Raw genomic sequence first — 22,124 nt, 5'->3', positions numbered from 1 at the left:
CGAGTTGCCTCAGGCTCTCTTGACTATGCTGTATCGCTCGACGGACCGCCTCTGTCGTGCGGGCGCTCCCGTGCAGAACCTGTCCCATAGCGCTTCCTTCCACTCGCGCGAAAAGACTGCACCATCAAAGCCTGGGATCAAACAACTAGGTCTATTTGAAGCCCGGACGTCGCCGCGATTTCGTGTTGATCTGTGCTGCAAGCCCAGCCTGCTTAACATTGGCCTCTTTCGCCAGACGAAGCCCGCGCAGTTTCAGCATGTTCTCTTCACGATGCTGGATCAGCTTTTCCGTTTCGGAGATAATTCTTGCGTGAGAGAGCGATCGGGTCTGAAGCTTCAAAAATTGATTGTCGGCCGTTAAGCGCTGCTTTGAGAGTTCGAACATTACGATTTCCGTTCTTGCTTAGCTTGAAAAGCAAAAAGGCCGAGCAGATGCCCGGCCTTTCGAGTGGCTAAAGTCGCTGGTGCCAGTACATCCGTGGTCAACGGCGACGATTGCCAAAATCACGCAGCCTGGAGCTGTTCCGCGGCCATCTTGCCGGACCTGCTGTCGCGGGCGACCTCGAAGCCGAGCTTCTGGCCTTCCTGCAGATCGCGCATGCCTGCGCGCTCGACTGCGGAGATGTGTACGAACACATCCTGGCTGCCGTCGTCAGGCTGAATGAAGCCAAAGCCCTTGGTGGAATTGAACCATTTCACTGTGCCGGTGGTCATTGATAACCCTCCTTTTGGCAAGACCTGTCGCTCGCCGACAGAATGTTCGACGAGTTCAGAACGATTTCGAAAGGGGGAATTATCAGAGCCGCGCCAAAGCGCGAAAATAACAACGGCCGTCCAAGCAATCTCGATATCGATACATATAATGCTATATTTGAGAAACGCAATCAGAATATTTTAAAAATACTATACCAACCGAAATATCTGAAATTTTGCGAGATTTCACAGGAACTCGGCCAGCTATGCGTAAGCCGTATGGGGCGGATTCGGGAGCAATACGCGCGCGGGAGCCGCAAGCGCCGCGACAAGGAATAACATAGTTCAGGACCGCGGCCCGCTCTGAAAAACAATCAACGGATATCAAGGCTAGGCTCAGCTGCCCGCGGCGTCTCGTGCCCTGACAAAATGCCGGCTGGTCTAACGCCTCCAACCGTGGGGCCGTTGATGTCGCCGGGTACTTTCCATGCGATCCGAGGGAAAGGGGTACCCGCACTGTAGGTACAGGCCGGGCGCACGCCCGACGCGGCGGCGACGATGCCGCGGGCATTCGCAACGCGTCATCGCATGACGTCGCCGCTGGATCGCCGAGCACCCTACGGGTCGCGGGCCGGCGATCCAGGCCATTGTCTATGCATCGGCTTCGTCCGAAGAGCGACTTCTGCTGCGCGGCCGATGTTTTCGGCCTCTCGGCTCAATTCGGCTCGGCGCTGCGCAGGTTCTGCATGACCAGCCGCGCGACCAGAGCGGACGCTTCGATATGGGGCATGTGCCCGGTGCCGGCGAGCCGGTGGCAGGCGGCATGACCAGGCAGATCGCTCTGATGGCCCTGCGGAATGATGCGGTCGCCTCGGCCCCAGATGACCTTGAGCGGTCCTGTGAAGCGTTCGAGATCGGCGGCGATCCGGAGCGCCTGCGTGCCGTCCGGAAAGAGCGACTGCGCCAGCTCGGCCTGGGCCGCACCGACGCCAAAACGCTCGCGCTCCCGCAGCACGGCCTGCGCATAGCCGCGCGGCAGCGTTGCGGCATCGCCGACCAGGCGCTCGAGCCAGGGCTGCAGGCTTTCCGGGGTACCGGCCGCGAGGAAGCCGGCGAGAAAGGCCCCGTCGATCTCCGGGCCGAGGCCGGCCGGGGCGATCAGGGTGAGCGAGCGGACTCGCACAGAAAGATTGCCCGACAGGACCGCCGCGACGGCGCCGCCGAGCGAATGGCCGACGAGATCGCATTCGCGCGCGCCGCTCGCTTCGATCTGCGCGAGCACCGCCTCGGCGAGATCGTCCAGCGAGGGCCTCGACAGGGCCGCGGCGCGGCCATGGCCCGGCAGTTCCGGGGTCAGGACCTGGCGCCCGCCATCGAGATGCGGCCGGAGCATGTTCCAGGCCGCCGCATTGGCGCCGAAGCCGTGGATCAGGACGAGCGGGGCGGCGGTCGTCGCCGGTATCGCGGAAACCGGCCGGGCCGGTGCCGCAGTCACGGCGGCCGGTACCGGCCCCTGCTCGCGCAAGGCCCGCTCCACGTCGCGGCTCTTGATCCGCCCGCCCGGCCCGCTGCCGGTGAGGCCCGCCGGATCGAGACCGGCCTGGCGCGCGAGGCGGCGTGCGAGCGGCGAGATGCTGATGCGCCGGCCGGCCTCGCCGGCGATGGTCGCAGAGGCCGGGCCGGCCGGTGCGACCGGCATGTCCGGAGCCGGCACCGGCAGCTGGGCCGCAGCCTGCGGCGCAGGCGCCGGAAGACTGTCGGCGATGCGGCCGAGCACGGCACCGATGCCGACCTCCGCACCCTCGGGCGTCAGGATTTCGACGAGGATGCCGTCGCGCTCCGCTTCGATCTCCGTCGCAGCCTTGGCGGTCTCGACGACGACGACGACCTCGCCCGCCTTGACGGGGTCGCCGACCCCGGCCGACCAGGAGACGACGGTCGCGCTTTCCATATATTCGCCGGCACCCCCGGCGAGCGTGATGTCACCAGACATGTCCACTCCTCAGGCCAGCGCCCGGCGCGCCGCCGCCGCGATCTTGGCGGCATCGGGCAGCACGGTGCTTTCCAGCGGCTCGCTGTAGGGAATCGGGATGTCGTGGGTCGCGACGCGCTCGACCGGCGCATCGAGCTCGTCGAAGCAGCACTCCATGATCGTCGCGCTGAGCTCGGCGGCATAGCCGCAGAAGCGCCAGCCCTCGTTCACCACGACGGCGTGGTGCGTCTTGGCGATCGAGGCTCGGATCGTGTCGCGGTCGAGCGGGCGTAGCGTGCGCAGGTCGACGATCTCGACCGAGACACCCTCCTTCGCCAGCTCCTCGGCGGCTTTCAGCGCGTCGACCACCATCTTCGAGGAGGCGATGATCGAGACGTCCGTCCCGGCGCGGGCAATGCGCGCCTTGCCGATCTCGACGAGATGCTCGCCCTCGGGCACCTCGTCGCGCGTGTTGTAGAGCAGCTTGTGCTCGAGGAAGACCACCGGGTGGTCGTCACGGATCGCCGCCTTTAGCAGCCCCTTGGCGTCGGCCGCCGTCGCCGGCGCGACGACCTTGATGCCGGGGATGTGCGCGACGAGCGCGTCGAGACTCTTGGAATGCTGCGCGCCGGCGCCAGCGCCGCCGCCGCCTTGCGTGCGCAGCACGAAGGGCATCGTGACCTGCCCGTTCCAGATGTAGTTGTAGATCGAGGCTTGGTTAATCAGCGCGTCGACGCTGAGCGGCAGGAAGTCGGCATACATGATCTCGAGCACCGGCCGGGTGCCGGCCATGGCCGCGGTCACCGCCATCGCGGTCAGCGTCTGCTCGGAGATCGGCGTATCGCGCACGCGCTCCGGCCCGAACTCCTCCAGCAGGTCCCTGGAGACCTTGAAGACGCCGCCATAGACGGCGATGTCCTCGCCCATCAGCCAGACGGATGGATCGCGCTGCATCTCCTCGCGCAGCGCCGCACGCAGCGCCTCGGCATAACGCATCATCGCCATGGTCAGGCTCCCGCGACGGTGTAGGGCGCGCTCGGCGCATGGTCGGTGAAGGTGGGCAGGGGGTCGTTCAGCGCCCGCTCGACCGCGGCATCGACCTCGGCGCGCGCCTCGTTCGCAAGGGCGTCGAGACGCTCGGCCGGGACGCTGTCGGCCAGCATGGCGCGCGCCAGCACGATCGGGTCGCGCTCGCGCCAGATGGCGAGGTCCTCGTCCTTCTGGTAGCCGCCGACATCGCTCGTCGAGAAGCCGACCATGCGATAGGTCTTGGCCTCGACGAGGGACGGCCCCTCGCCGCGGCGCGCCCGCTCGACGGCGGTGCCGACGGCGCGGTGGACGGCGATCACGTCATTGCCGTCGACGATCTCGCTCGGCATGCCGTAGCCCGCCGCACGGACCGAAAGGTCGGGCACGGAGGATTGCGTCGAGTGATGCGCGGTCAGCCCGTACTGATTGTGCTCGAGCACGAAGACCACAGGCAGCTTCCACAGCGCCGCGATATTCATCGATTCGTGGCAGATGCCGGTCTGCGCGGCGCCGTCGCCGAAGATGCACATGGCGACGCGCTGGCCGCCATCGGCCCGGTTCTTCATCTGCAGCGAGACGGCGAAGCCCGTCGCCGCCGGAATGCCGCCGCCGACGATGGCGTTGCCGCCGAGCAGGCCCTTCTGCATGTCGGCGATCAGCATATGCCCGGCGCGGCCGGCGCAGGCGCCGGTGGCGCGGCCGAGGATCTCGGCGACGATCGGATGCATGCCGACGCCCTTGCCGACATAATGCGCGTGGCCGCGATGCGTGCTGGTCAGCAGGTCCTCGTCGTCGAGCATCGCGGTCGCACCGATGCCGACCGCCTCCTGGCCGTCGCAGCGATGGATCGGCCCGCGCGTCTTGCCGGCCTTGTGCAATTCGCCCAGGCGCTCCTCGAGATGGCGAACCGCCACCATACGCCGCAGCATCTCCAGCTGCTCCTCGACCGTCGGTGAGTTCTTCATCGCCACCCTTCTCCCCGCGCCGCGCAGCATCGCCCGCCCTCGAGGGCAAGCGCGGCTCCGGCGCGCCGTGCCTTTTGCCGACGGGGACCCTAGCGCAGTCGGCGGCACAGCGCTATAAGTGTCTACACAAGATAATGCAGTCTTGAAACGCACGGCGGAACCAACCGCAGGGCGGCACGGACGCCCTCCGATCGCGAGCAGCGGGCGGCGGCACCATCGGACAGAACGGGCGGCCTTCCGCCGGAGCATGGAGAAGCACGATGATCTTCGACCACCGCGTCTATACGGCCCGCCCAAACCGCCTGAACGACTTCCTGAAACTCTACGAGGATGTCGGCCTGCCGATGCAGCGCCAGTATCTCGGCGAGCCCTTCGGCTTCTTCCAGACCCATATCGGCGAGCTCAGCCGGGTCGTTCACCTCTGGAAATACGACAGCCTGGCCGATCGCGAGGCGCGCCGCGACGCCATGGAGGCCGATCCCGCCTGGCAGGCCTATCGCCGGCAGGTCGTGGAGGCCGACCCGCTGCTCGACATGCGCAACCAGATCCTCAAGCCGGTCTCGTTCTTCAACCCGAAGGGCTGAGCCCACGCGCCGCGCCGGACGCCATTCATGAAACTCGATTTCCACATCGGCGATACGTGCTGGCGGATCGCCTGTGACGCGGCCCGGGCGCCGCGAACCCTCGCGGCGCTGAGCGCGACGCTGCCGGCGGCGCTGCAACTGCACACGCCGAAGATCGCCGGCCAGCACATCTACTGGCACGCCCCCTTTGTCGAGGACGCCGAGGGCGGCGTCGACGTGATGGAGGCGCAACCGGGCGCCTTCCTGTATTGGCCCGCCCGGCAATTCCTCGAGCTGATCTTCGCACCGCTCCAGGCCGAGACGGCCGAGGTGACATTGCTCGGCCAGATCGAGGGCGGGCTGCCCGAACTGCAGGCGCTCGGCCTGCGCCTGCGCGAGCAGCACGGGCGCAGGCTGTTCTCCGGCAGCCTGACGCATGCCGAAACCGCCCCGCCGGTGAGCGCCGCTGCCTCGCCGCTGCCGGCAGACCTCGTCGCCATCAGGCAAAGGCTCTGGAGCGCCTCACCGGCCGATATCGAGACCCTGCTGGCCTCGCGCGCCACCATGCACCCGGCCGGACCGCTCTTCCTCGCCGAGTCCGAGGCCCGCATCCTGCACGAATTGCTCTGGTGGGTGCGCGGCGGCCTTGCGACGGAAGAGGCGCGCGTCTCGCGCCGCATCGCCGCTGTCGCCTGCAACAAGGCCGCAACGAGGCTGCGCGATTTCTGCCATCTCGGCGAGAGCGCGGCGGCGATCTTCGCCCTGGAGGCGGCGTTCGGCCGCGAGGAGATTCCGCTCGCCGAACTGACCGACGAGGCAATCCTCTGCGCCGGCCGGCTGGCGGCCTGGCTCGACCTGCGCATTCCGTGGTCGGCGGTGAACGAGGCCGCGAGATCGGCTCTCGACGAGGCCGGCACCGAGGCGAACGCGCCATGAATACCGGGCTCGCCTCCCTTCCCGATGGCGGGGCCCTCGCCTACACGGTCCGCGGCGAAGGCCCGGCGCTCGTGCTGATCTCGGGCCTCGGCGGGCTGGCCTCGTTCTGGAACGCCTTCGCCGAGATCTGCGCCCCGCATTTCCGGGTCGTCACCTATGACCATCGCGGCGTCGGCGCCTCCTCGGCTCTGGAAGGGCCGACCAGCATCGCCGCGATGCGCGAGGACCTCGTCGGCCTGCTCGACCATCTCGGCATCGCCCGCGCCGCCATCCTCGGCCATTCCACCGGCGGCGCGATCGCGCAGAGCCTGGCGCTCGCTCATCCCGAACGCGTCTCGCGGCTGGTGCTGTCGGCGACCTTCGGCCGCCCTTGCGCCTATATGCGCCGCCTCTTCGCCGGGCGGATCGAATTGCTCGACCAGCTCGGCATCGACGCCTATCGCCGCCATGCGGTGACGCTGCTCAACGCCCCCTACTGGCTCGACGCCAACGACGCCGTCGTCGAAGCCGAGCTTCAGGCGGCCGCAGCGCGCTCGAAGCCGACGGATGCGGCGGTGGTGCGCGAACGTATGCTCGCCGTGCTCGGCCACGACGCCGATGACCGGCTGGCGCAGATCGCCGCCCCGGTGCGCGTCGTGGTCGCGGCCGACGACATCGTGACGCCCGCCTATCTGTCGCAGCGCCTCGCGGACGTGATCCCACAGGCCGAGCTGCGGCTGCTGCCGCGCGGCGGCCATTACGCCATGCGGGCGGAGCCCGCGCTCTACCGCGACGCGGTGCTGGATTTTCTGCGCGACGGGCTCCCCGCCGCCGAGACGAGGACATGATCATGGACATCACCCCTGAGCGCGGGCCGATCGGCGTCGTCGGGCTCGGCACGATCGGCCAGCGCTGGGCGGCGACCTTCGCCCATCACGGCTACGAGGTCTCCTGCTACGATCCCGACCCGGCACGCTGGGAGGCGTTCCAGGCGCTGCACCCGGCCCTGATCGACGATCTCGAGCGCCTGGCGCCGGCGCGGGCCGCGCGCGGCCCTATCCGCTTCTCGACCGATCTCGGCAAGGCGCTGGCCGGAACCGCCTTCGTTCAGGAATCCGGCCCCGAACGCCTCGACCTCAAGCAGGATCTGCTGGCAGGGATCGAGCGGCATGTCGGCGAGAACGTGGTGATCGCCTCCTCCTCCTCGGCGCTGCTGGTCTCGGAGATGCAGGCGAAATGCACGCGGCCGCAGCGCGTCGTCCTCGCCCACCCGTTCAACCCGGTCCATCTGATGCCGCTGGTGGAGATCGTCGGCGGGCGCGAGACCTCTCCTGAGGTCGTCGAGCAGACGCGCGCCTTCTACGAGGCGCTCGGCAAGAAGCCGGCCGTGCTGCGCAAGGAGGTCACCGGGCATCTGGCGCTGCGCCTGATGGGCGCGATGTGGCGTGAGGCGATCGCGCTGGTCGAGAGCGGCGTCGCCAGCGCCGAGGATGTCGACCGCGCCTTCTGCTACGGGCCGGGCCCGAAATGGACGCTACAGGGCTCGTTCATCTCGAACCACCTCAACGCCGACGGCATCGAGTCCTTCCTGACCAAATACGGCAAGACCTATCAGGACATCTGGGACGATCTCGGTAATGCGAAGCTGCAGCCGGAGACGATCACGCGCGTCTCGCGCGAGGTCCGCGAGGCGATCGGCGAACGCAGCGATGCCGAACTGCGCGACCAGCGCGATGCCGGGCTCGTCGACCTGCTGCGCGTGATGACGCAGCGCGCCGCCCTCTGAGGACAGCAACGGGAGCCCCCGCATGGCCACGGACTTTCCCTACCGTACAGCCCTCGTCACCGGCGCCTCGCGCGGCATCGGAGCCGCGATCTGCCGCCGCCTGACCGGGCTCGGCATGAGCGTCTACGGCGTCGCCCGCAGCCGCGAGGCGCTCGACGGCGTCGTCGACGAGCTCGGCGTCCTGCCCGTCATCGCCGATGTGCGCGACCCCGACGCGATCGTCGCCAGCCTCGCCGGCGCCGAGATCGACGTCCTCGTCAACAATGCCGGCATGGTCGCGACGGTGAAGCCGCTCTACGAGCAGAGCGCCGAGGAGATCGCCGAGACGATCGCGGTCAACCTGACCGCGCCGATGCTGCTGATGCGCGCCCTGCTCGGCGGCATGGTCGCGCGCCGGCGCGGCCATGTCGTCAACATCACCACCACCGCGGCGCGCGGCGTGCTGGCGGGAACCTCGGCCTATGGCGGCGCCAAGGCAGGCCTGTCCCATGCCTGCCGCTCGCTGCGCTACGATCTGGCCGGCAGCAATGTCCGGATCACCGATCTCGCACCGGGACGCGTCGAGACCGAGATCTATCTGCGCGCCTTCGGCGGCGACCGCAGCAAGCTGCACGACACGATGTACGGGAATGTCCGGGCCCTGCAGCCGCAGGACATCGCCGAGACCATCGCCGCCGTGCTCAGCCTGCCGCAGCATGTCGACGTCACCGAGATCGAGATCTCGCCAACCGACCAGGCCGTGGGCGGCCATGTCTTCAAGTCCGTGCAGGGCTGAGCCGCAGAAGCGTTCAGGCGTCCCGGTCGACCGGGGCGCCGTCGGTCAGCTTCGCCAGTACGGCGTCGCAGGCCCGGTTCCAGCCAGCTTCGACACCCTCGGCCGCGAGCACCTTCAATCCGCATTCGGTGATGCCGCCCGGCGTCACCAGACTCTGCAGCAACGCCTCGCCCGTTTCCGGCCGCTCGGCGATCATCCGCCCCGCGGCGACGAAAGTCTCCGCCGCCAGGCGCCTTGCCGCGTCCGGTTGCATGCCGTGCGCGACAGACCAGTCGCGGCCGAGGCCGATCAGCATCTGCGCCCAGCCATAGATCGCGGCGCTGACGGTCGCGGTCTCGAACTCGGCCTCGTGCGAGAGCGGAATCACCGAGCCGAGCCGCTCCAGCAACGGCCGGAGCGCCGGCAGATCGGGATAGACGGTCGTCGGGCTCGCCCCGAGCGAGGAGGCGGTCAGCGGCATGATCCGCGCGACCTGCGCCGGCGCCGCGGCCGCCCGAAGCGCGTTCAACTGCACGCCGGCACAGGCCGAGACCAGAATCTGCCCGGAACGCCAGCCAAGGCCGGTAACCGCTGCGACAGCGTCGCAGGGGCGCGTCGCCAGCAGGACGATATCGGCCACCGCCACGAGCTCCAGATTGTCGGTTGCGAGATCGATCCCGTGCCGCGCCGCCAGTTCCGGGCCATAGCCGCGCGACGACAGGATGAGTTCCGACGCCGGCAACCCGCTACGCAGGAGACCGGCGATGATCTCCTGCGCGAGATGGCCGACGCCGAGAAAGCCTATTCTGGTCATAATGCATCCATGAGTGCACACACCACCGGGCGGGTTTGCGATCGGTGGTTGATTTTTGGCCGCGACACCATTTGAAACGTCGATGGTCGTGCGGCCGCGAACGTCGCGGCAGCAGATCGGCCGTAAAGAGAGGCGGAATGCCGGACACCGCAAAGGCTCCCAGCGTCGACCCCGACAAGACGGGCGCGAAATCCATCGCGCCGCGCCGCGCGGCCGACAGCGCTGAACGCGCCTACAAGGCGATCCGGCAGCAGCTGGTCGAATTCAAGATGCGACCCGCGGAGCGAATCAACGAGGTCCATCTCGCGCAGATGCTCGATCTGTCGCGCACGCCGGTCCGCGAGGCGCTGAATCGGCTCGCCTCCGAAGGCTTCGTGGTGTTCACGCCCAATCGCGGCTTCTGCTTCCGCGGCGTCGACATCGACGACCTGCTCGACCTGTTCGAGATGCGCTCGATCATCGAGACCGGGGCCTTCGCCCTCGCCTGCGAGCGCGCCGACGAGGCCGGGATCGCCCGGCTCCAGGCCTTCTGGGCCGATGCCCGCGTCCGCTACGAGAACAAGGATCCCGACGAGATTCTCGAACTCGACGAAGGCTTTCACGTCCATCTCGCCGAGCTCGCCAACAATCCCGAGATCGTCCGCCAGCTGATCGGCGTCAATGCGCGCATCCGCTTCGTCCGCCGCGTCCAGATCGAGAACGGGCCGCAGCACTGGAGCCTGGTCGAGGATCACAGCCGCATCGTCCAGGCGATCGTCGACCGCGACCGCGACCGCGGCATCGAGATCCTGCGCAGCCACATCTCGCTGACCTTCGCCGAAGCCCGCGCCGTGCTCAAGGAAGCCCTGCTCAAGATCTTCCTGCCCGAGCAGTCCACGCCGCGCCGCGGACGTTCCCGCGCCCGGAAATAGTCCGACGCCCTCGGCCTCGCCATATTCCGGACGGTGACGGCAGGCCCCGGCCAAGGCTGGCGCCCGCCACGTCCCTTTCGTTGCCGCACTCTGTCCAGGCATTGAATTCAAAGCGCTTTTCTTCATTCCATCATGGCTGGCCGAGACAGGGCTGACATGGCTTTGCTCCGCATTTCACCAACCGGGACCAAGCCTTGCGCAGAAGCTGAGCAAGAGATCGCCAAAAGTGCCTGTACAACTGCATGCACTTATGACACGGTCTAGCCATCGGGGAAATCCCGCCTCGCATGGAACCTTTGCCGGATGCGCGACCACGTCCTTGGGCTCGACCACATCGTCATCGCCGTGAGCAATCTCACGGTGTCGGCCGAGCGCTGGCAGGCCCTCGGCTTCACGGTCTCGCCACGCGGCCTGCACAGCGACTATCTCGGCACCGCCAACCACACGATCATGTTCGAGGACGACTATGTCGAACTCCTCGGCGTGCTCGCCGCGACCGAATTCAACGCACCGACGCGCGCCTTCCTGGCCGACGGCGCGGGGCTGGAACGCCTCGCCATGCGGACCGACGACGCCGAGGCCGGGCTCGCCGCGCTAAAGCGCGACGGCTTCGAGGGCAGCACCGGGCCCTTCGAGTTCCGCCGCCCCGTCGATCTCGAGGGCGGCCGCACCGGCGAGGCCGGCTTCCGCATCTTCCAATGGCCGCTTGAACCGGCGCCGGGTGGGGCACGCCTGTTCGCCTGCCAGCATCTCACCCGCGAAACGGTCTGGCTGCCGAGCCTGGTCGAACATCGCAACGGCGCCCGCGCCCTGAAGCGCATCGAGATCGTCGCCGCCGATCCGCGTACCGAGGCCGAGCTCTGCGCCCGGCTGCTGTCGCTTTCGGTCGGAGAGCGCGACGGCGCCTGCACGGTCGCGATGCGGCCACGCGGAGCGGATTTCGTCTTCGTCGATGCCACGCGGTTCGCGCAGCGCTGGGGCCGCAATCCCGGCGACGCGCTGCCACCCTGCGGCGTCGTGCTCGCCTGCGACGACTTCGCCCGCGCGCAGCCCTTCGCGGAATGGACCGGACCGGGGGGCCTGCCCTGCGCCGCCGTCGACGGGGCTCTGATCGGCTGGGAAACGGCACCACGCCGGCCCGACTGACCGGCGGCCAGACAGAATTTCACAAGCAACCGCAATAATGGAGGGGACTATGACTGCAGGACATCCGACCCGGCGCCATCTGCTCGCCAGCGCCGGCGCCCTTGCGCTGGCGGCCGCCTTGCCCGCCGGCGCCTTCGCCCAGGAGCCGAAGCGCGGCGGCACGATCACGGTGCACATGCCGCAGGAGCAGCGCATCCTGAACCCGGCCCTGCGCGCCTCGACGGGCGTCTATGTCATCGCCTCCAAGATCATGGAGCCGCTGGTCGACCTCAACGAGAAGGGCGAGCTCGAGCCGATGCTGGCGACGAGCTGGGAAGGCTCGCCGGACGGCAAGACCATCACCATCAAGCTGCGCGAAGGCGTGAAGTGGCATGACGGCAAGCCCTTCACCTCGGCCGACGTCCAGTACACGGCGATGGAGCTGTGGAAGAAGCACCTGAACTACGGCACGGCGCTGCATTCGGCCCTCGAGGCGGTCGACACGCCGGACGCGCATACCGCGATCTTCCGCTACAGCCGCCCGATGCCGATGGACCTGTTCATGGGCGCGGCGCCGGACCTCGGCTACATCGCGCCCAAGCACATCTACGAGGGCACCAACATCCTCGACAACCCGGCAAACGTCGCGCCGATCGGGACCGGGCCGTTCAAGTTCGCGCAGTATGAGCGCGGCCAATACGTCATCGCCGAGCGCAACCCGGACTACTGGCGCAAGGGCTATCCCTATCTCGACAAGATCGTCTGGCGCTTCATCACCGACAAGGCCGCCGCGACCGCCGCGATCGAGGCCGGCCAGGTCCATATGAGCAACTACTCCTCGCTGCCGCTGGCCGATATCGACCGGCTCGGCAAGGATCCGCGCTTCGAGGTCTCCTCGCGCGGCAATGAGCGCCAGCCCTTCCAGAACACGATCGAGTTCAACCTGCGCCGCAAGCAGCTCGCGGATGTGCGCGTGCGCCGCGCCATCATCCACGCGGTCGACACCGACTTCTTCATCGAGAACTTCCTGTACGGCAACGGCAAGCGCGCCCATGGGCCGATCCCGTCCGTCTCGACCAATTTCTACAAGCCGGGCGCGCCGGACTATGCCTTCGACGTCAAGAAGGCGAACGCGCTGCTCGACGAGGCCGGCTTCAAGCGCGGCGCCGGCGGGGTACGCTTCTCGCTGAAGATGCTGAGCCCGCCCTTCGGCGAGGACATCCCGCTCTGGTCGACCTTCATCCAGCAGTCGCTGCAGCAGGTCGGCATCAAGGTCGAGCTCCAGCGCCCGGACGCCGCGACCTATCTCACCGCGGTCTACCGCGACTGGGATTACGACCTCTCGACCGGCTGGCACATCTATCGCGCCGACCCGGCGATCAGCACCATGGTCTGGTACCGCTCGGGCAGCCCGAAGGGCACCGCCTTCACCAACCAGTGGGGCTGGGTCGACCCCAAGGCCGACAAGATGATGGACGATGCGGCCTTCGAGATCGATCCCGCCAAGCGCAAGGCGGCGTATCCGGAGATCGTCAAGCTGCTCAACACCGAAGTGCCGCTGTGGATGGCGACGGAACGCCAGTTCATCTCGGTCACCAGCAAGAAGCTGAAGAACCACCACAACAATCCGCGCTGGCCGTCGAGCCACTGGGCGGATCTGTGGATCGAGTCCTGAGCGGACGCACCGGAGCGGCCTGTCCCTGGCGACAGGTCGCTCCGGGCCTGACGAACGCCTTTTGACAAGCACCGCTTGGCGATCTCGGATGGCCCGCCTTGTGCGGCCATCCCGGCTTGCTCGGCGCTGGAAGAGCACGCCATGCAAATTCTGAAGCTGGCCGGACGACGGCTGATGAGCAGCGTGCCGACGCTGCTCATCCTGCTCGCCGGTTTGTTCATCCTCCTGCAGTTCGCGCCCGGCGACACGGTCGACGCGCTGATGGCGCAGATGGGCGGCGGCGACCCGGCGCAGGCGGCGGAACTGCGGCGCTTCTACGGGCTGGAAGGCAGCGCCGCGGTGCGCCTGCTCGACTATCTCTGGCGGCTGGTCCGGCTCGATCTCGGCTTTTCCGCCATCTACAACAAGCCCGTCGCCACCGTGATCCTGGAGCGGCTGCCGGCGACGCTGATGCTGATGTTCTCGGCGCTGAGCTTCGCCTTCTTCGCCGGCATGGTGCTCGGCATCGTCTCGGCGCAGCGCGTCAACGGCTGGGCCGATACGGTGATCTCGCTGCTCGGCCTGCTGTTCTACGCGACGCCCTCCTTCTGGCTCGGCCTGATGAGCATCGTCGTGTTCTCGATCTGGCTGGCCTGGCTGCCGCCGGGCGGGTTCTACGAGATCGGTTCCGGCGCGACCGGCATCTGGCTGGTGCTCGACATCGCCCGCCATCTCGTCCAGCCGACGATCACGCTGGCGCTGATCTTCCTCGCCATCTATCTGCGCATCATGCGCGCCTCGATGCTCGAGGTCTCGACCCTCGACTTCGTGCGCACGGCGCGGGCCAAGGGCCTGACCCGCGGCGAGATCGTCCGCAAGCATGTGCTGCGCAACGCGCTCCTGCCGATGGTGACGCTGATCGGCCTGCAGGCCGGCACCATGCTCGGCGGCTCGGTGGTGATCGAAAGCGTGTTCTCGCTGCCCGGCATCGGCCGCCTCGCCTATGAATCCGTGGTGCAGCGCGATCTCAACACGCTGCTCGGCATCGTCTTCGTCTCCGCCATCATGGTCATCCTCGTGAACTTCATCGTCGACCTGATCTATGCGCGGCTCGACCCACGCATCGCGGCGGGAGCCTGAGCCATGAAGGCCCTCAAGCATTTCCTGATGAGCCCGGCCGCGATGTTCGGCCTTCTGCTCCTCGTCGGCATCGTCGGCCTCGCCCTCTTCGCCGACCTGCTCTATCCGCGTGATCCGCTCGGTCTCGCCGGCCGGCCGCTGCAATGGCCCAATCCCGCCGGCCGCTTCCTGCTCGGCACCGACGCCTCGGGCCGCGACATCGCCGCCCAGATCGCCCATGGCGCCCGCACCACCCTGCTGATGGGCGTCGTCTCGACCCTGATCGCGATCGCGATCGGCATCGTGGTCGGCGCCGTCGCCGGCTTCTATGGCGGGCTGACGGACGATGTGCTGATGCGCCTGACCGAGGCCTTCCAGACCCTGCCGAACTTCATCCTGCTGCTCGTCCTCGTCGTCGTGGTCGGCTCCAACATCACGGCGGTGACGATAGCGATCGGCGTCGTCTCCTGGCCGGCGGTGGCGCGGCTGACCCGCGCCGAGTTCCTGACGCTGCGCAACCGCGAATTCGTCCAGGCCTGCCGCACGCTCGGCCTGACCAATCGCTGGATCATCTTCCGCGAGGTGCTGCCGAACGCGCTCGCCCCGATCATCGTCTATGGCAGCGTCGTGATGGCGACCGCGATCCTGCTGGAAAGCGCCCTCGCCTTTCTCGATCTCTCCGATCCGAACATCGCCTCCTGGGGCAATCTGATCGGCCAGGGCCGCAAGGTGCTGCGCAGCGAATGGTATGTCTCGGCGATCCCCGGCGTCGCCATCCTCCTGACCATCCTCTCGGTCTCGCTGGTCGGCCAGGGGCTGAACGACGCGCTCAATCCGAGGCTTCGCAACCGATGAGCGCCGCTGAGATGAACGCCTCCGCCCCGGCTCCGCTCGTCCGGATCGAGGACCTCACCATCGCCCTGCCCAAGGGCGCCGACCGCCCCCATGCGGTCGAGAACCTGGCGCTGACCCTGAACGCCGGCGAGATCGTCTGCGTGGTCGGCGAAAGCGGCTCGGGCAAGTCGATGACCGCCTCGGCCCTGATGGGGCTGCTGCCGCCGATGCTGCCGATCCGCGGCGGCAGGATCATGCTCGGCGAGCGCGACATCGTCCGCCTGTCCGAGGACGAGATGCGGGCGATCCGCGGCCCCGAGATCGGCATGATCTTCCAGGAGCCGATGACGGCTCTGAACCCGCTGCGGACCGCCGGCGACCAGATCGCCGAGATGTTCCGCGCCCATACCGATCTGCCGAAGGCCGAGATCGAGGCGCGCGCCCTCAAGCTGCTCGACGAGGTCGGCATTCCCGAACCGGCCTCCGCCTATCGCGCCTATCCGCACGAGCTCTCCGGTGGCCAGCGCCAGCGCGTGATGATCGCGATGGCGCTGGCGCTCGAGCCGAAGATCCTGATCGCCGACGAGCCGACGACGGCGCTCGACGTCACCATCCAGGCGCAGATCCTCAAGCTGATCCGCGACATCCAGCGGCGCACCGGCATGTCGGTGCTGTTCATCACCCATGATTTCGGCGTGGTCGCCGAGATCGCCGATCGGGTGATGGTGATGCAGCACGGCAAGGTGGTCGAAAGCGGCAGCGCCGCGGCCGTGCTGGAGAACCCGCAGCACCCCTATACCAAGGCGCTGATCGCGGCCGTGCCGAGCCTGACGCCGCCGCCGCCGCGCACGCTGCCCGACCGCAGCATCGCGACGGTGAGCGACCTCTCCAAGACCTATCGCAGCGGCGGAGGCTGGTTCGGCCGCAAGCAGCGCGTGACCTATGCGGTGAAGTCGGCGAGCATCGCATTGCCGAGCCAGGCGACCCTCGGCATCGTCGGCGAGTCCGGCTCGGGCAAGTCGACGCTGGCCCGCTGCATCGTGCGCCTGCTCGACCCGGACCAGGGCGCGATCGAACTCGACGGCGTCGATTTCGGCAAGCTCCAAGGCGAGAGCCTGCGGCGCCACCGCCATCTCGTCCAGATGGTCTTCCAGGACCCCTACGCCTCGCTCAATCCGCGCCGCACGGTCGGCGACCTCGTCACCCAGGGCCTGATCGCGCGCGGCACGAAGCATGGCGTGGCAATGGCGCGGGCCAAGGAGCTCTTCGCGCTCGTCGGCCTCGACCCCAGCGCCACCGACCGGCTGCCGCACGAATTCTCCGGCGGGCAGCGCCAGCGCATCGGCCTCGCCCGGGCCCTGGCGCTCGAACCCAAGGTGCTGGTCGCGGACGAAGCCGTGTCGGCGCTCGACGTCTCCGTGCAGGCGCAGGTGCTCAAGCTGCTGGTCGAACTGCGCGACAAGCTCTCGCTCTCGATGATCTTCATCACTCATGACCTGCGCGTCGCGGCGCAGATCTGCGACCGGATCGCGATCATGCAGCGCGGCGAGGTCGTCGAGCACGGCGTGACGGCCGAGATCTTCGCCGCGCCCCAGCACCCCTACACCCAAAGGCTGCTCTCGGCCGTGCCGGGACGAGCCAACTGACGGAGCCTTGCGCCATGAGCGAAGTCCACGAACCCGGCGAGACCTTCGTCGTCCAGCCCGGCACCGCCACCAGCTTCTGGCAGCCCGTGCCGGCCAACGGCCATATCGAGGTCGCGCTCGACCCGTCCAAGGTCAAGATGGACAACCCGCTGGCCTTCGGCACCCAGACCGTGCCGCCCGGCGGCTATGTGCGCGAACACAGCCATGACCGCCATGAGGAGGTCATCTACTTCATCAAGGGCAAGGGCCGCGCCGTGCTCGACGGCAAGGACGTCCCGGCCGTGCCCGGCACGGCGATCTTCGTCGGCAAGAGCCGCCGCCACATGTTCATCAACGACGGCACCGAGGATTTGCACTGGGTCTGGCTGATCGTGCCGAACGGTCTCGAGGACTTCTTCCGCCTGATCGGCCGCCCGCGCTCGGCCGGTGAGCCCGCGCCGGAGAATTTCCCGCGGCCCGAAAACGTGCTCGAGATCGAGCGCCAGACGGTCTTCGCGGCCCAGCCCGCCGACCAGCGCAAGCCCTGACGGAGGCTGGAATGGCGAGCGAGCGGCGCCTCGCGCTGATCGGCTTCGGCACGATCGCGCGCGACATTCACGCCCGCCTCGGCGGCGAGGGCTTCGGCTTCGCCTGCCTGCTGCGACCGGGCTCGCCGAGCCGGGCGAGCCTGCCTGCCGGCGTCGCTGCGCTCGATAGCCTTGGCGAGCTGCTGGCCTGGCGCCCCGACCTCGTGGTCGAGGCCGCGGGCCATGCCGCCGTCGCCGAGACCCTGCCGCAGGTGCTCGCCGCCGGCATCCCGGCGCTGCCGGCCTCGACCGGTGCGCTCGCCGACGATGCCCTACTCTTGTGCCTCGCCGAGGCTGCGCAAACCGGAAATGCCCGGCTGATCGTTCCCTCCGGCGCGGTCGGCGGCCTCGACTATCTCGCGGCGCTGCGCGAGACGCAGGACGCTGAAATCCGCTACACCTCGCGCAAGCCGCCGGCAGCCTGGGCTCCGGAGCTCGCGGCGGCCGGCCTCGCCGAGAAGGCCGCGCAGGCGGAGATCGTGCTCTACGAAGGCACGGCGCGCGAAGCCGCCAGGCGCTATCCGAAGAACCTCAATGTCGGGCTGACGATCGCGCTCGCCGTCGGCCATGACCGGCTCTCGGTCAGGATCGTCTCCGACCCGGCCGCGGCTGGCAACACGCATGAGGTCGAGGCGACGAGCGCGCTCGGCACCGCGCGGATGAGCTTCGTCAACCTGCCCTCACCCGCCAACCCGAAGACCTCGGCCCTGACGGCGGCGAGCCTGACCGCCGCGATCCGCCGCCAGTTCGATCGCATCGCGATCTAGCCGGCAGGCAGGTGGAGAACGCCAGATGACCGTGCCTGTCTTGCCACCGCTCGCCGACCTCGTCCCGCCGCGGCTGCGACCGGGCCATGAGCTGCTCACCGAAGGCGCCGTAATGGCGCGCGACTGGCAGGTCGGCCGCAATCTCTTCCTCGATACGGCGCGGGTCGCCTGCGAGGCCGACTACAAGCGCCGCACGGCCGCCGAAGGCCGGATCATGCAGCACGCCCATATCGGCTTTCGCAGCGTCGAACGCACGCTGGAGGCGATCCGCAGCGTGTATGAGAGCTGTGCCGGGCGCGGCGTCACCGTCGACCGCTTCGGCATCACCCTCGACTGGTCGATGGGCTATCCTATCGCCGAGCGCGACAAGCGCCCGCGCGGCACCGGCATCGTGCTGACCGGGCCGGAGGATTTCGCCCGCATCACCGGCGTCGTCCCAGCCGCGGCGCATTTCGGCGATTTCATGCTCGGGCTTCCCGGGGCCGTCGAGAATACGCGTGCGGCCCTAGCGGCGGGCGTCACCACGGTCGGCAATCTCGGCCAGTACTTCACCTTCCGCCTGCCCGACTGGGACGACGACGTCGCGACGACCGAGGCGACCGTGACCGCGCTCGGCCTGATCGCGGCCCAGCCGGTCGAGGTTCTCGTCCATTCCAATCTCGACGACGGCTTCGCCGGCCTTTTCTCCGACATGAGCTCGGCGCTCGGCATGGTGCTGGTCGAGAAATACATCGTCGAGGAACTGATCGGCGCCCGCGCCTCGCATTGCTACGGCCATCATTTCACGGCGCCGCTGGTGCGGCTCGCCTTCCATCACGCACTGATGCAGGTGACCGACACGCCCGGCAGCATGATCTTCGGCAACACGGTCAGCTACAAGTCGACCCCGGCCGGCAATTTCGCCAGCCTCGCCAGCTATCTCCAGGCCGATATCTGGTCGCTGCGCCGGCAGCACAGCGGCCACGCCATCAACCCGGTGCCGGTCACCGAGAACGAGCGCATTCCCGACACCGACGAGATCATCGACGCCCAGACCTTCGCTGGAAAGCTGGTCGAGCATGCCTCCGCCAGCCTCGGCCTGATCGATCTCGCGCCGGTCGATGCGATGGCGGCAAAGCTCGTCGCCGGTGCACGCCAGTTCCGCGACCGTGTCCTTGCCGGGCTTGCGCAGATCGGCGTCGACATCCGCGATCCCGCCGCCACCATGCTGGCTCTGCGCCGTATCGGCCCACGACGGCTGGAAGCGCTCTACGGCGTCGGGACGCAGGACCGCGCCGCCTGGGGCGGACGCCGAGCGCTCGTCGAGGCCGAATGGGTCGAGGAGCTCCGCCATGAGACCGAAGCCTGGCTCGACAAGGTCGCGGCGCCGGTTCGCAGCGGCATCGGCCAGGCGGGGCTCAAGGTCTGCGTCGCCAGCAGCGACGTGCATGAGCACGGCAAGAGCCTGATCGAGCATCTCCTGACCCAGCTCAAGGCCGAGCCGGTCGATGGTGGCACCTCGGCCGATCCCGACGACCTCGTCGCCATCGCCCTGGCGAATGGCTGCGACGTGATCGCGATCAGCACCTATAATGGCATCGCCCTGCGCTTCGCGACCGAGGTGCTGGCGGCGCTCGAACGCGCCGGCGCCAGCCTGCCGGTCTGCATCGGCGGGCGCCTCAACCAAATCCCCGAGGATTCGAACTCCGGCCTGCCGGTCGACGTCACCGATGATCTCGCCAGGATCGGGGCCATTCCCTGCATCTCGCCAGAGCGCCTGGTCGCGGAGCTGAGCGCCTTGGCCGGCCCCAACCGGGCTCGACCTGACCGGCGGACGATGTGACACGCGGGATCCGGGCCCGCATTGATGCGGGCCGGAGCAGACCGCCTATGCGCCGGCGCGCCTCAGCCTGACATCGGATCGAGGAAGAAGCGGTCGCTGCCCGCCTGCCCCCCCTTGAGGACGACCTCGACGCCATTGAGTTCGTCATCGGCCAGCAGGGCGCAGACATGGCTGGCCTGCTGGCCGCTGGAGGCCGCGATCTCGAGCGCATAGGCCCCGCAGCTGCGCATCGCAAAGCTCGAACTGTCACCGCCGGCAAAGATGACGCGCCGCAGCCCCGCTTCGCCCACGGCCTGCCGGAACAGCTCGGCGAGCGCGAGGCCAACGCTGGGCGCGCGGGCGAGGTCGAAAGCCTGCGTGACCTCGCCGCGCGCAGTAAAGACCGCGGTCGAGCGGCCGGCGCGCAGGGCCGCGACCATCGTGGGAGCCACGGCCGCGACGGCGCGCTGCGCGTCGTCGCTTGAGGTGAGCCGCTCGATCGGCAGATGCATCAGGGTCCAGCCCGCCGCTTCCGCCGCCGCGAGCTGGACGGCGGTCTGGGCGGAGCAACTACCCGAGAGTACGAGCCCCGGACCGTCCTGCACCCGGCCAGACGACAGTTCCGCGCTGCGGCCGAGGTGGGCGGCAACCGCGCCGCCGAGGCCTTGCGGGAGCCCCTGCGCCGCCAGGCTGAACACATCGCGCCTCGCCGCGAGCTGCCAGATCGCGCGGCTGACATGGCCGAGCTGAGCATTGTCGACGGTGTCGAGCACGACCGGGACGGCGCCGGCCCCGCGCTGCTCGATCAGCCGGGCGAGCGCCTCGCGATCCTGGCCGAGCTCCGGCAGCATGATCGCGGCCGTCGCCTCGACGCCAAGATTGGCGAGATGGCGGCGCAGATCAGCCTCGTTCATCGGTGTCGAGGGATGCTCGACCAGCGCCGGATTGCGATCGAGCCGCAGAATCTCGCCGCGATGTCGCGAAAAATGATTGGCGAAGGCGGTGTAGCGGCCGAAATCCGGCGTGGCGGGCAGCACCGGCAGCAAGGCCTCCGGCCAGACCTTGAGCGCTTCGGCGATCGCGACGGAAAAATTGCCGGTTTGCGGCGCGGAATCGAAAGTCGAGCAGATCTTGAACTGGTTGAGCCGGGTGCCGAGCGACCCGAACAGCCGGAACGCATCGCCGAGCAGCAAGCGCATCTGGTCGGGTGCGCGCGAGCGGGCGACGCCGGCGATGCCGATGACATCGAGCTCCGCCGCCTCGGCGCGGACACGCTGCGGATCGGCAGGCTCGAAGTAGAGCCGGCAGCGCAGGCCGTGCTTGTGGAACTGCGCGAGGTTCTCGGAGGCGCCGGTGAAATCGTCGCCGTAGAAGCAGATGGCCGGCCCGCTCATCCGCGATCAGCCTCGTCCTCTCGGGCTCCCATCTGCTCGAGAATCCTGCGGAAATGCTCCATATTGACCTCGGCGCCATAGGCCTCGCGCGCGCCGCCGGAATTGCGCGTCTCGATCATCGTGTACATGATCTCGTGCAGCCGCACCGTGTCGGCGAGCCCGCCATGGGCGTGCGAGCGGCGCAGCCAGCCCGAGACCATGGTCAGCACGAAGTTCGCCAGCGTCTCAACCAGCTCGTTCTTGGCGGCGCGGTAGATCGCGCGGTGGAAGGCGAGGTCGGCCTCGACCGTCGCGTCGAAATCGATCGGATCGGCGCCGGCGAGCGGGCGCAGCCGCTCGATACAGGCACGCATCTCCGCGAGATCCGCCTCGGTCCGTCGCTGAGCGGCGAGTTCGGCGCAGGCGCGCTCGAAGAGCAGCCGCACCTCCATCAGCTTCTGCGGCGTCGTATCTTTCATGTAGATCTCGAACAGCAGAAGCTGGCCGAGGGAAGCCTGGGCGCCGGCGCTGACGAAGGTGCCGTGGCCGTGCTTCACGATCAGGACGCCGGCCGCCGCGAGCACCTTGACCGCCTCACGCACCGGCGTGCGGCTCAAGCCCAGCTCCCGCGCCAGTTCCAGCTCCGGCGGCAGCTGGTCGCCCGGCCTGAGCGAGCCGTCGGCGATGCGCTGCTTGATGTGTTCGAGGACGAGTTCGAGGCGGCTGAGCTGCTTCTTGCCCCTGCCGTTCATCATGTCCTGGCGGCCTGTTCCGGCGTCCATGGTCTCACCTGCCTGCGGGCTGACCGGCCCGCTCTTTCGCCAAGACTTAGCTTGA

At 68.3% G+C, this 22,124-nt stretch carries 22 protein-coding genes; 14 read left to right on the top strand and 8 right to left on the bottom strand.

Features of this window, described 5'->3' with window-relative positions; translation table 11 throughout:
• Nucleotides 1-151: 151 nt before the first annotated feature.
• The 5 genes from J0J10_RS18815 to J0J10_RS18795 form a co-directional block, all read right to left on the bottom strand.
• Entirely contained in the window at nucleotides 152-385 is a 234-nt protein-coding gene (locus J0J10_RS18815) for a hypothetical protein (protein ID WP_291633436.1), read from the bottom strand.
• Nucleotides 386-504: 119 nt separating this feature from the next.
• Entirely contained in the window at nucleotides 505-714 is a 210-nt protein-coding gene (locus J0J10_RS18810) for a cold-shock protein (protein WP_066733645.1), read from the bottom strand.
• 694 nt (nucleotides 715-1,408) lie between these two features.
• Nucleotides 1,409-2,686 (bottom strand): acetoin dehydrogenase dihydrolipoyllysine-residue acetyltransferase subunit, encoded by a 1,278-nt coding sequence (locus J0J10_RS18805; protein WP_291648174.1) that lies wholly within the window; start codon nucleotides 2,684-2,686, stop codon nucleotides 1,409-1,411.
• Between the two features lie 9 nt (nucleotides 2,687-2,695).
• A complete protein-coding gene (locus tag J0J10_RS18800) occupies nucleotides 2,696-3,670 on the bottom strand; it encodes an alpha-ketoacid dehydrogenase subunit beta (RefSeq protein WP_291648172.1) in 975 nt (324 codons plus the stop codon).
• Nucleotides 3,671-3,672: 2 nt separating this feature from the next.
• Nucleotides 3,673-4,659 (bottom strand): thiamine pyrophosphate-dependent dehydrogenase E1 component subunit alpha, encoded by a 987-nt coding sequence (locus J0J10_RS18795; protein ID WP_291648170.1) that lies wholly within the window; start codon nucleotides 4,657-4,659, stop codon nucleotides 3,673-3,675.
• A 260-nt stretch (nucleotides 4,660-4,919) separates the two neighbouring features.
• Here J0J10_RS18795 and J0J10_RS18790 point away from each other — a divergent pair, with 260 nt between their 5' ends.
• The 5 genes from J0J10_RS18790 to J0J10_RS18770 are packed head-to-tail and all read left to right on the top strand — an operon-like array spanning nucleotide 4,920 to nucleotide 8,698.
• Nucleotides 4,920-5,243, top strand: a complete 324-nt coding sequence (locus J0J10_RS18790; RefSeq protein ID WP_291648168.1) for an NIPSNAP family protein — start codon at nucleotides 4,920-4,922, stop codon at nucleotides 5,241-5,243.
• Between the two features lie 27 nt (nucleotides 5,244-5,270).
• On the top strand, nucleotides 5,271-6,158 hold the full coding sequence (locus J0J10_RS18785; RefSeq protein ID WP_291648166.1) for a hypothetical protein: 888 nt from the start codon (nucleotides 5,271-5,273) through the stop codon (nucleotides 6,156-6,158).
• The gene (locus J0J10_RS18780) at nucleotides 6,155-6,985 is read left to right on the top strand and encodes an alpha/beta fold hydrolase (RefSeq protein ID WP_291648164.1); all 831 of its coding nucleotides are present in this window, start codon (nucleotides 6,155-6,157) and stop codon (nucleotides 6,983-6,985) included. Before J0J10_RS18785 ends, J0J10_RS18780 begins: the two co-directional genes overlap by 4 nt.
• Nucleotides 6,986-6,987: 2 nt before the next feature.
• Entirely contained in the window at nucleotides 6,988-7,923 is a 936-nt protein-coding gene (locus J0J10_RS18775) for a 3-hydroxyacyl-CoA dehydrogenase NAD-binding domain-containing protein (protein WP_291648162.1), read from the top strand.
• Between the two features lie 22 nt (nucleotides 7,924-7,945).
• On the top strand, nucleotides 7,946-8,698 hold the full coding sequence (locus J0J10_RS18770) for an SDR family oxidoreductase (RefSeq protein ID WP_291648161.1): 753 nt from the start codon (nucleotides 7,946-7,948) through the stop codon (nucleotides 8,696-8,698).
• A gap of 13 nt (nucleotides 8,699-8,711) precedes the next feature.
• On the opposite strand, the gene J0J10_RS18765 is transcribed toward J0J10_RS18770, so the two are convergent.
• Nucleotides 8,712-9,491: a pyrroline-5-carboxylate reductase family protein gene (locus tag J0J10_RS18765; RefSeq protein WP_291648160.1), complete on the bottom strand. Its 780-nt coding sequence runs from the start codon at nucleotides 9,489-9,491 to the stop codon at nucleotides 8,712-8,714.
• A 137-nt stretch (nucleotides 9,492-9,628) separates the two neighbouring features.
• Here J0J10_RS18765 and J0J10_RS18760 point away from each other — a divergent pair, with 137 nt between their 5' ends.
• The 9 genes from J0J10_RS18760 to J0J10_RS18720 all read left to right on the top strand — a co-directional run bounded on the left by J0J10_RS18760 (nucleotide 9,629) and on the right by J0J10_RS18720 (nucleotide 19,935).
• Entirely contained in the window at nucleotides 9,629-10,402 is a 774-nt protein-coding gene (locus J0J10_RS18760) for a GntR family transcriptional regulator (protein ID WP_291648159.1), read from the top strand.
• Nucleotides 10,403-10,705: 303 nt separating this feature from the next.
• Entirely contained in the window at nucleotides 10,706-11,548 is an 843-nt protein-coding gene (locus J0J10_RS18755; protein WP_291648157.1) for a VOC family protein, read from the top strand.
• Between the two features lie 49 nt (nucleotides 11,549-11,597).
• Nucleotides 11,598-13,202 (top strand): ABC transporter substrate-binding protein, encoded by a 1,605-nt coding sequence (locus J0J10_RS18750; protein ID WP_291648155.1) that lies wholly within the window; start codon nucleotides 11,598-11,600, stop codon nucleotides 13,200-13,202.
• Between the two features lie 141 nt (nucleotides 13,203-13,343).
• Nucleotides 13,344-14,321, top strand: coding sequence for an ABC transporter permease (locus tag J0J10_RS18745; RefSeq protein WP_291638675.1), 978 nt, complete (start codon nucleotides 13,344-13,346; stop codon nucleotides 14,319-14,321).
• A 3-nt stretch (nucleotides 14,322-14,324) separates the two neighbouring features.
• Nucleotides 14,325-15,155 (top strand): ABC transporter permease, encoded by an 831-nt coding sequence (locus J0J10_RS18740; protein WP_291638674.1) that lies wholly within the window; start codon nucleotides 14,325-14,327, stop codon nucleotides 15,153-15,155.
• 11 nt (nucleotides 15,156-15,166) lie between these two features.
• Nucleotides 15,167-16,780: an ABC transporter ATP-binding protein gene (locus J0J10_RS18735; protein ID WP_291648153.1), complete on the top strand. Its 1,614-nt coding sequence runs from the start codon at nucleotides 15,167-15,169 to the stop codon at nucleotides 16,778-16,780.
• A 14-nt stretch (nucleotides 16,781-16,794) separates the two neighbouring features.
• Entirely contained in the window at nucleotides 16,795-17,307 is a 513-nt protein-coding gene (locus J0J10_RS18730) for a cupin domain-containing protein (protein WP_291648151.1), read from the top strand.
• 11 nt (nucleotides 17,308-17,318) lie between these two features.
• Nucleotides 17,319-18,113 carry an aspartate dehydrogenase gene (locus J0J10_RS18725; RefSeq protein ID WP_291648149.1) on the top strand — a complete coding sequence of 265 codons (795 nt, stop codon included), beginning with the start codon at nucleotides 17,319-17,321 and terminating at the stop codon, nucleotides 18,111-18,113.
• A gap of 25 nt (nucleotides 18,114-18,138) precedes the next feature.
• On the top strand, nucleotides 18,139-19,935 hold the full coding sequence (locus tag J0J10_RS18720; protein WP_291648147.1) for a hypothetical protein: 1,797 nt from the start codon (nucleotides 18,139-18,141) through the stop codon (nucleotides 19,933-19,935).
• A 62-nt stretch (nucleotides 19,936-19,997) separates the two neighbouring features.
• Here J0J10_RS18720 and J0J10_RS18715 read toward each other — a convergent pair whose 3' ends face one another.
• Nucleotides 19,998-21,308, bottom strand: coding sequence for a four-carbon acid sugar kinase family protein (locus J0J10_RS18715; RefSeq protein WP_291648146.1), 1,311 nt, complete (start codon nucleotides 21,306-21,308; stop codon nucleotides 19,998-20,000).
• Entirely contained in the window at nucleotides 21,305-22,069 is a 765-nt protein-coding gene (locus J0J10_RS18710) for a FadR/GntR family transcriptional regulator (RefSeq protein WP_291638668.1), read from the bottom strand. Before J0J10_RS18710 ends, J0J10_RS18715 begins: the two co-directional genes overlap by 4 nt.
• Nucleotides 22,070-22,124 lie beyond the last annotated feature (55 nt).

The organism is Allobosea sp. (assembly GCF_017308075.1).
Classification (GTDB): Bacteria; Pseudomonadota; Alphaproteobacteria; order Rhizobiales; family Beijerinckiaceae; genus Allobosea.
Note: the sequence above shows the minus strand (reverse complement) of the source record. Positions and strands in the feature narration are given on the sequence as shown.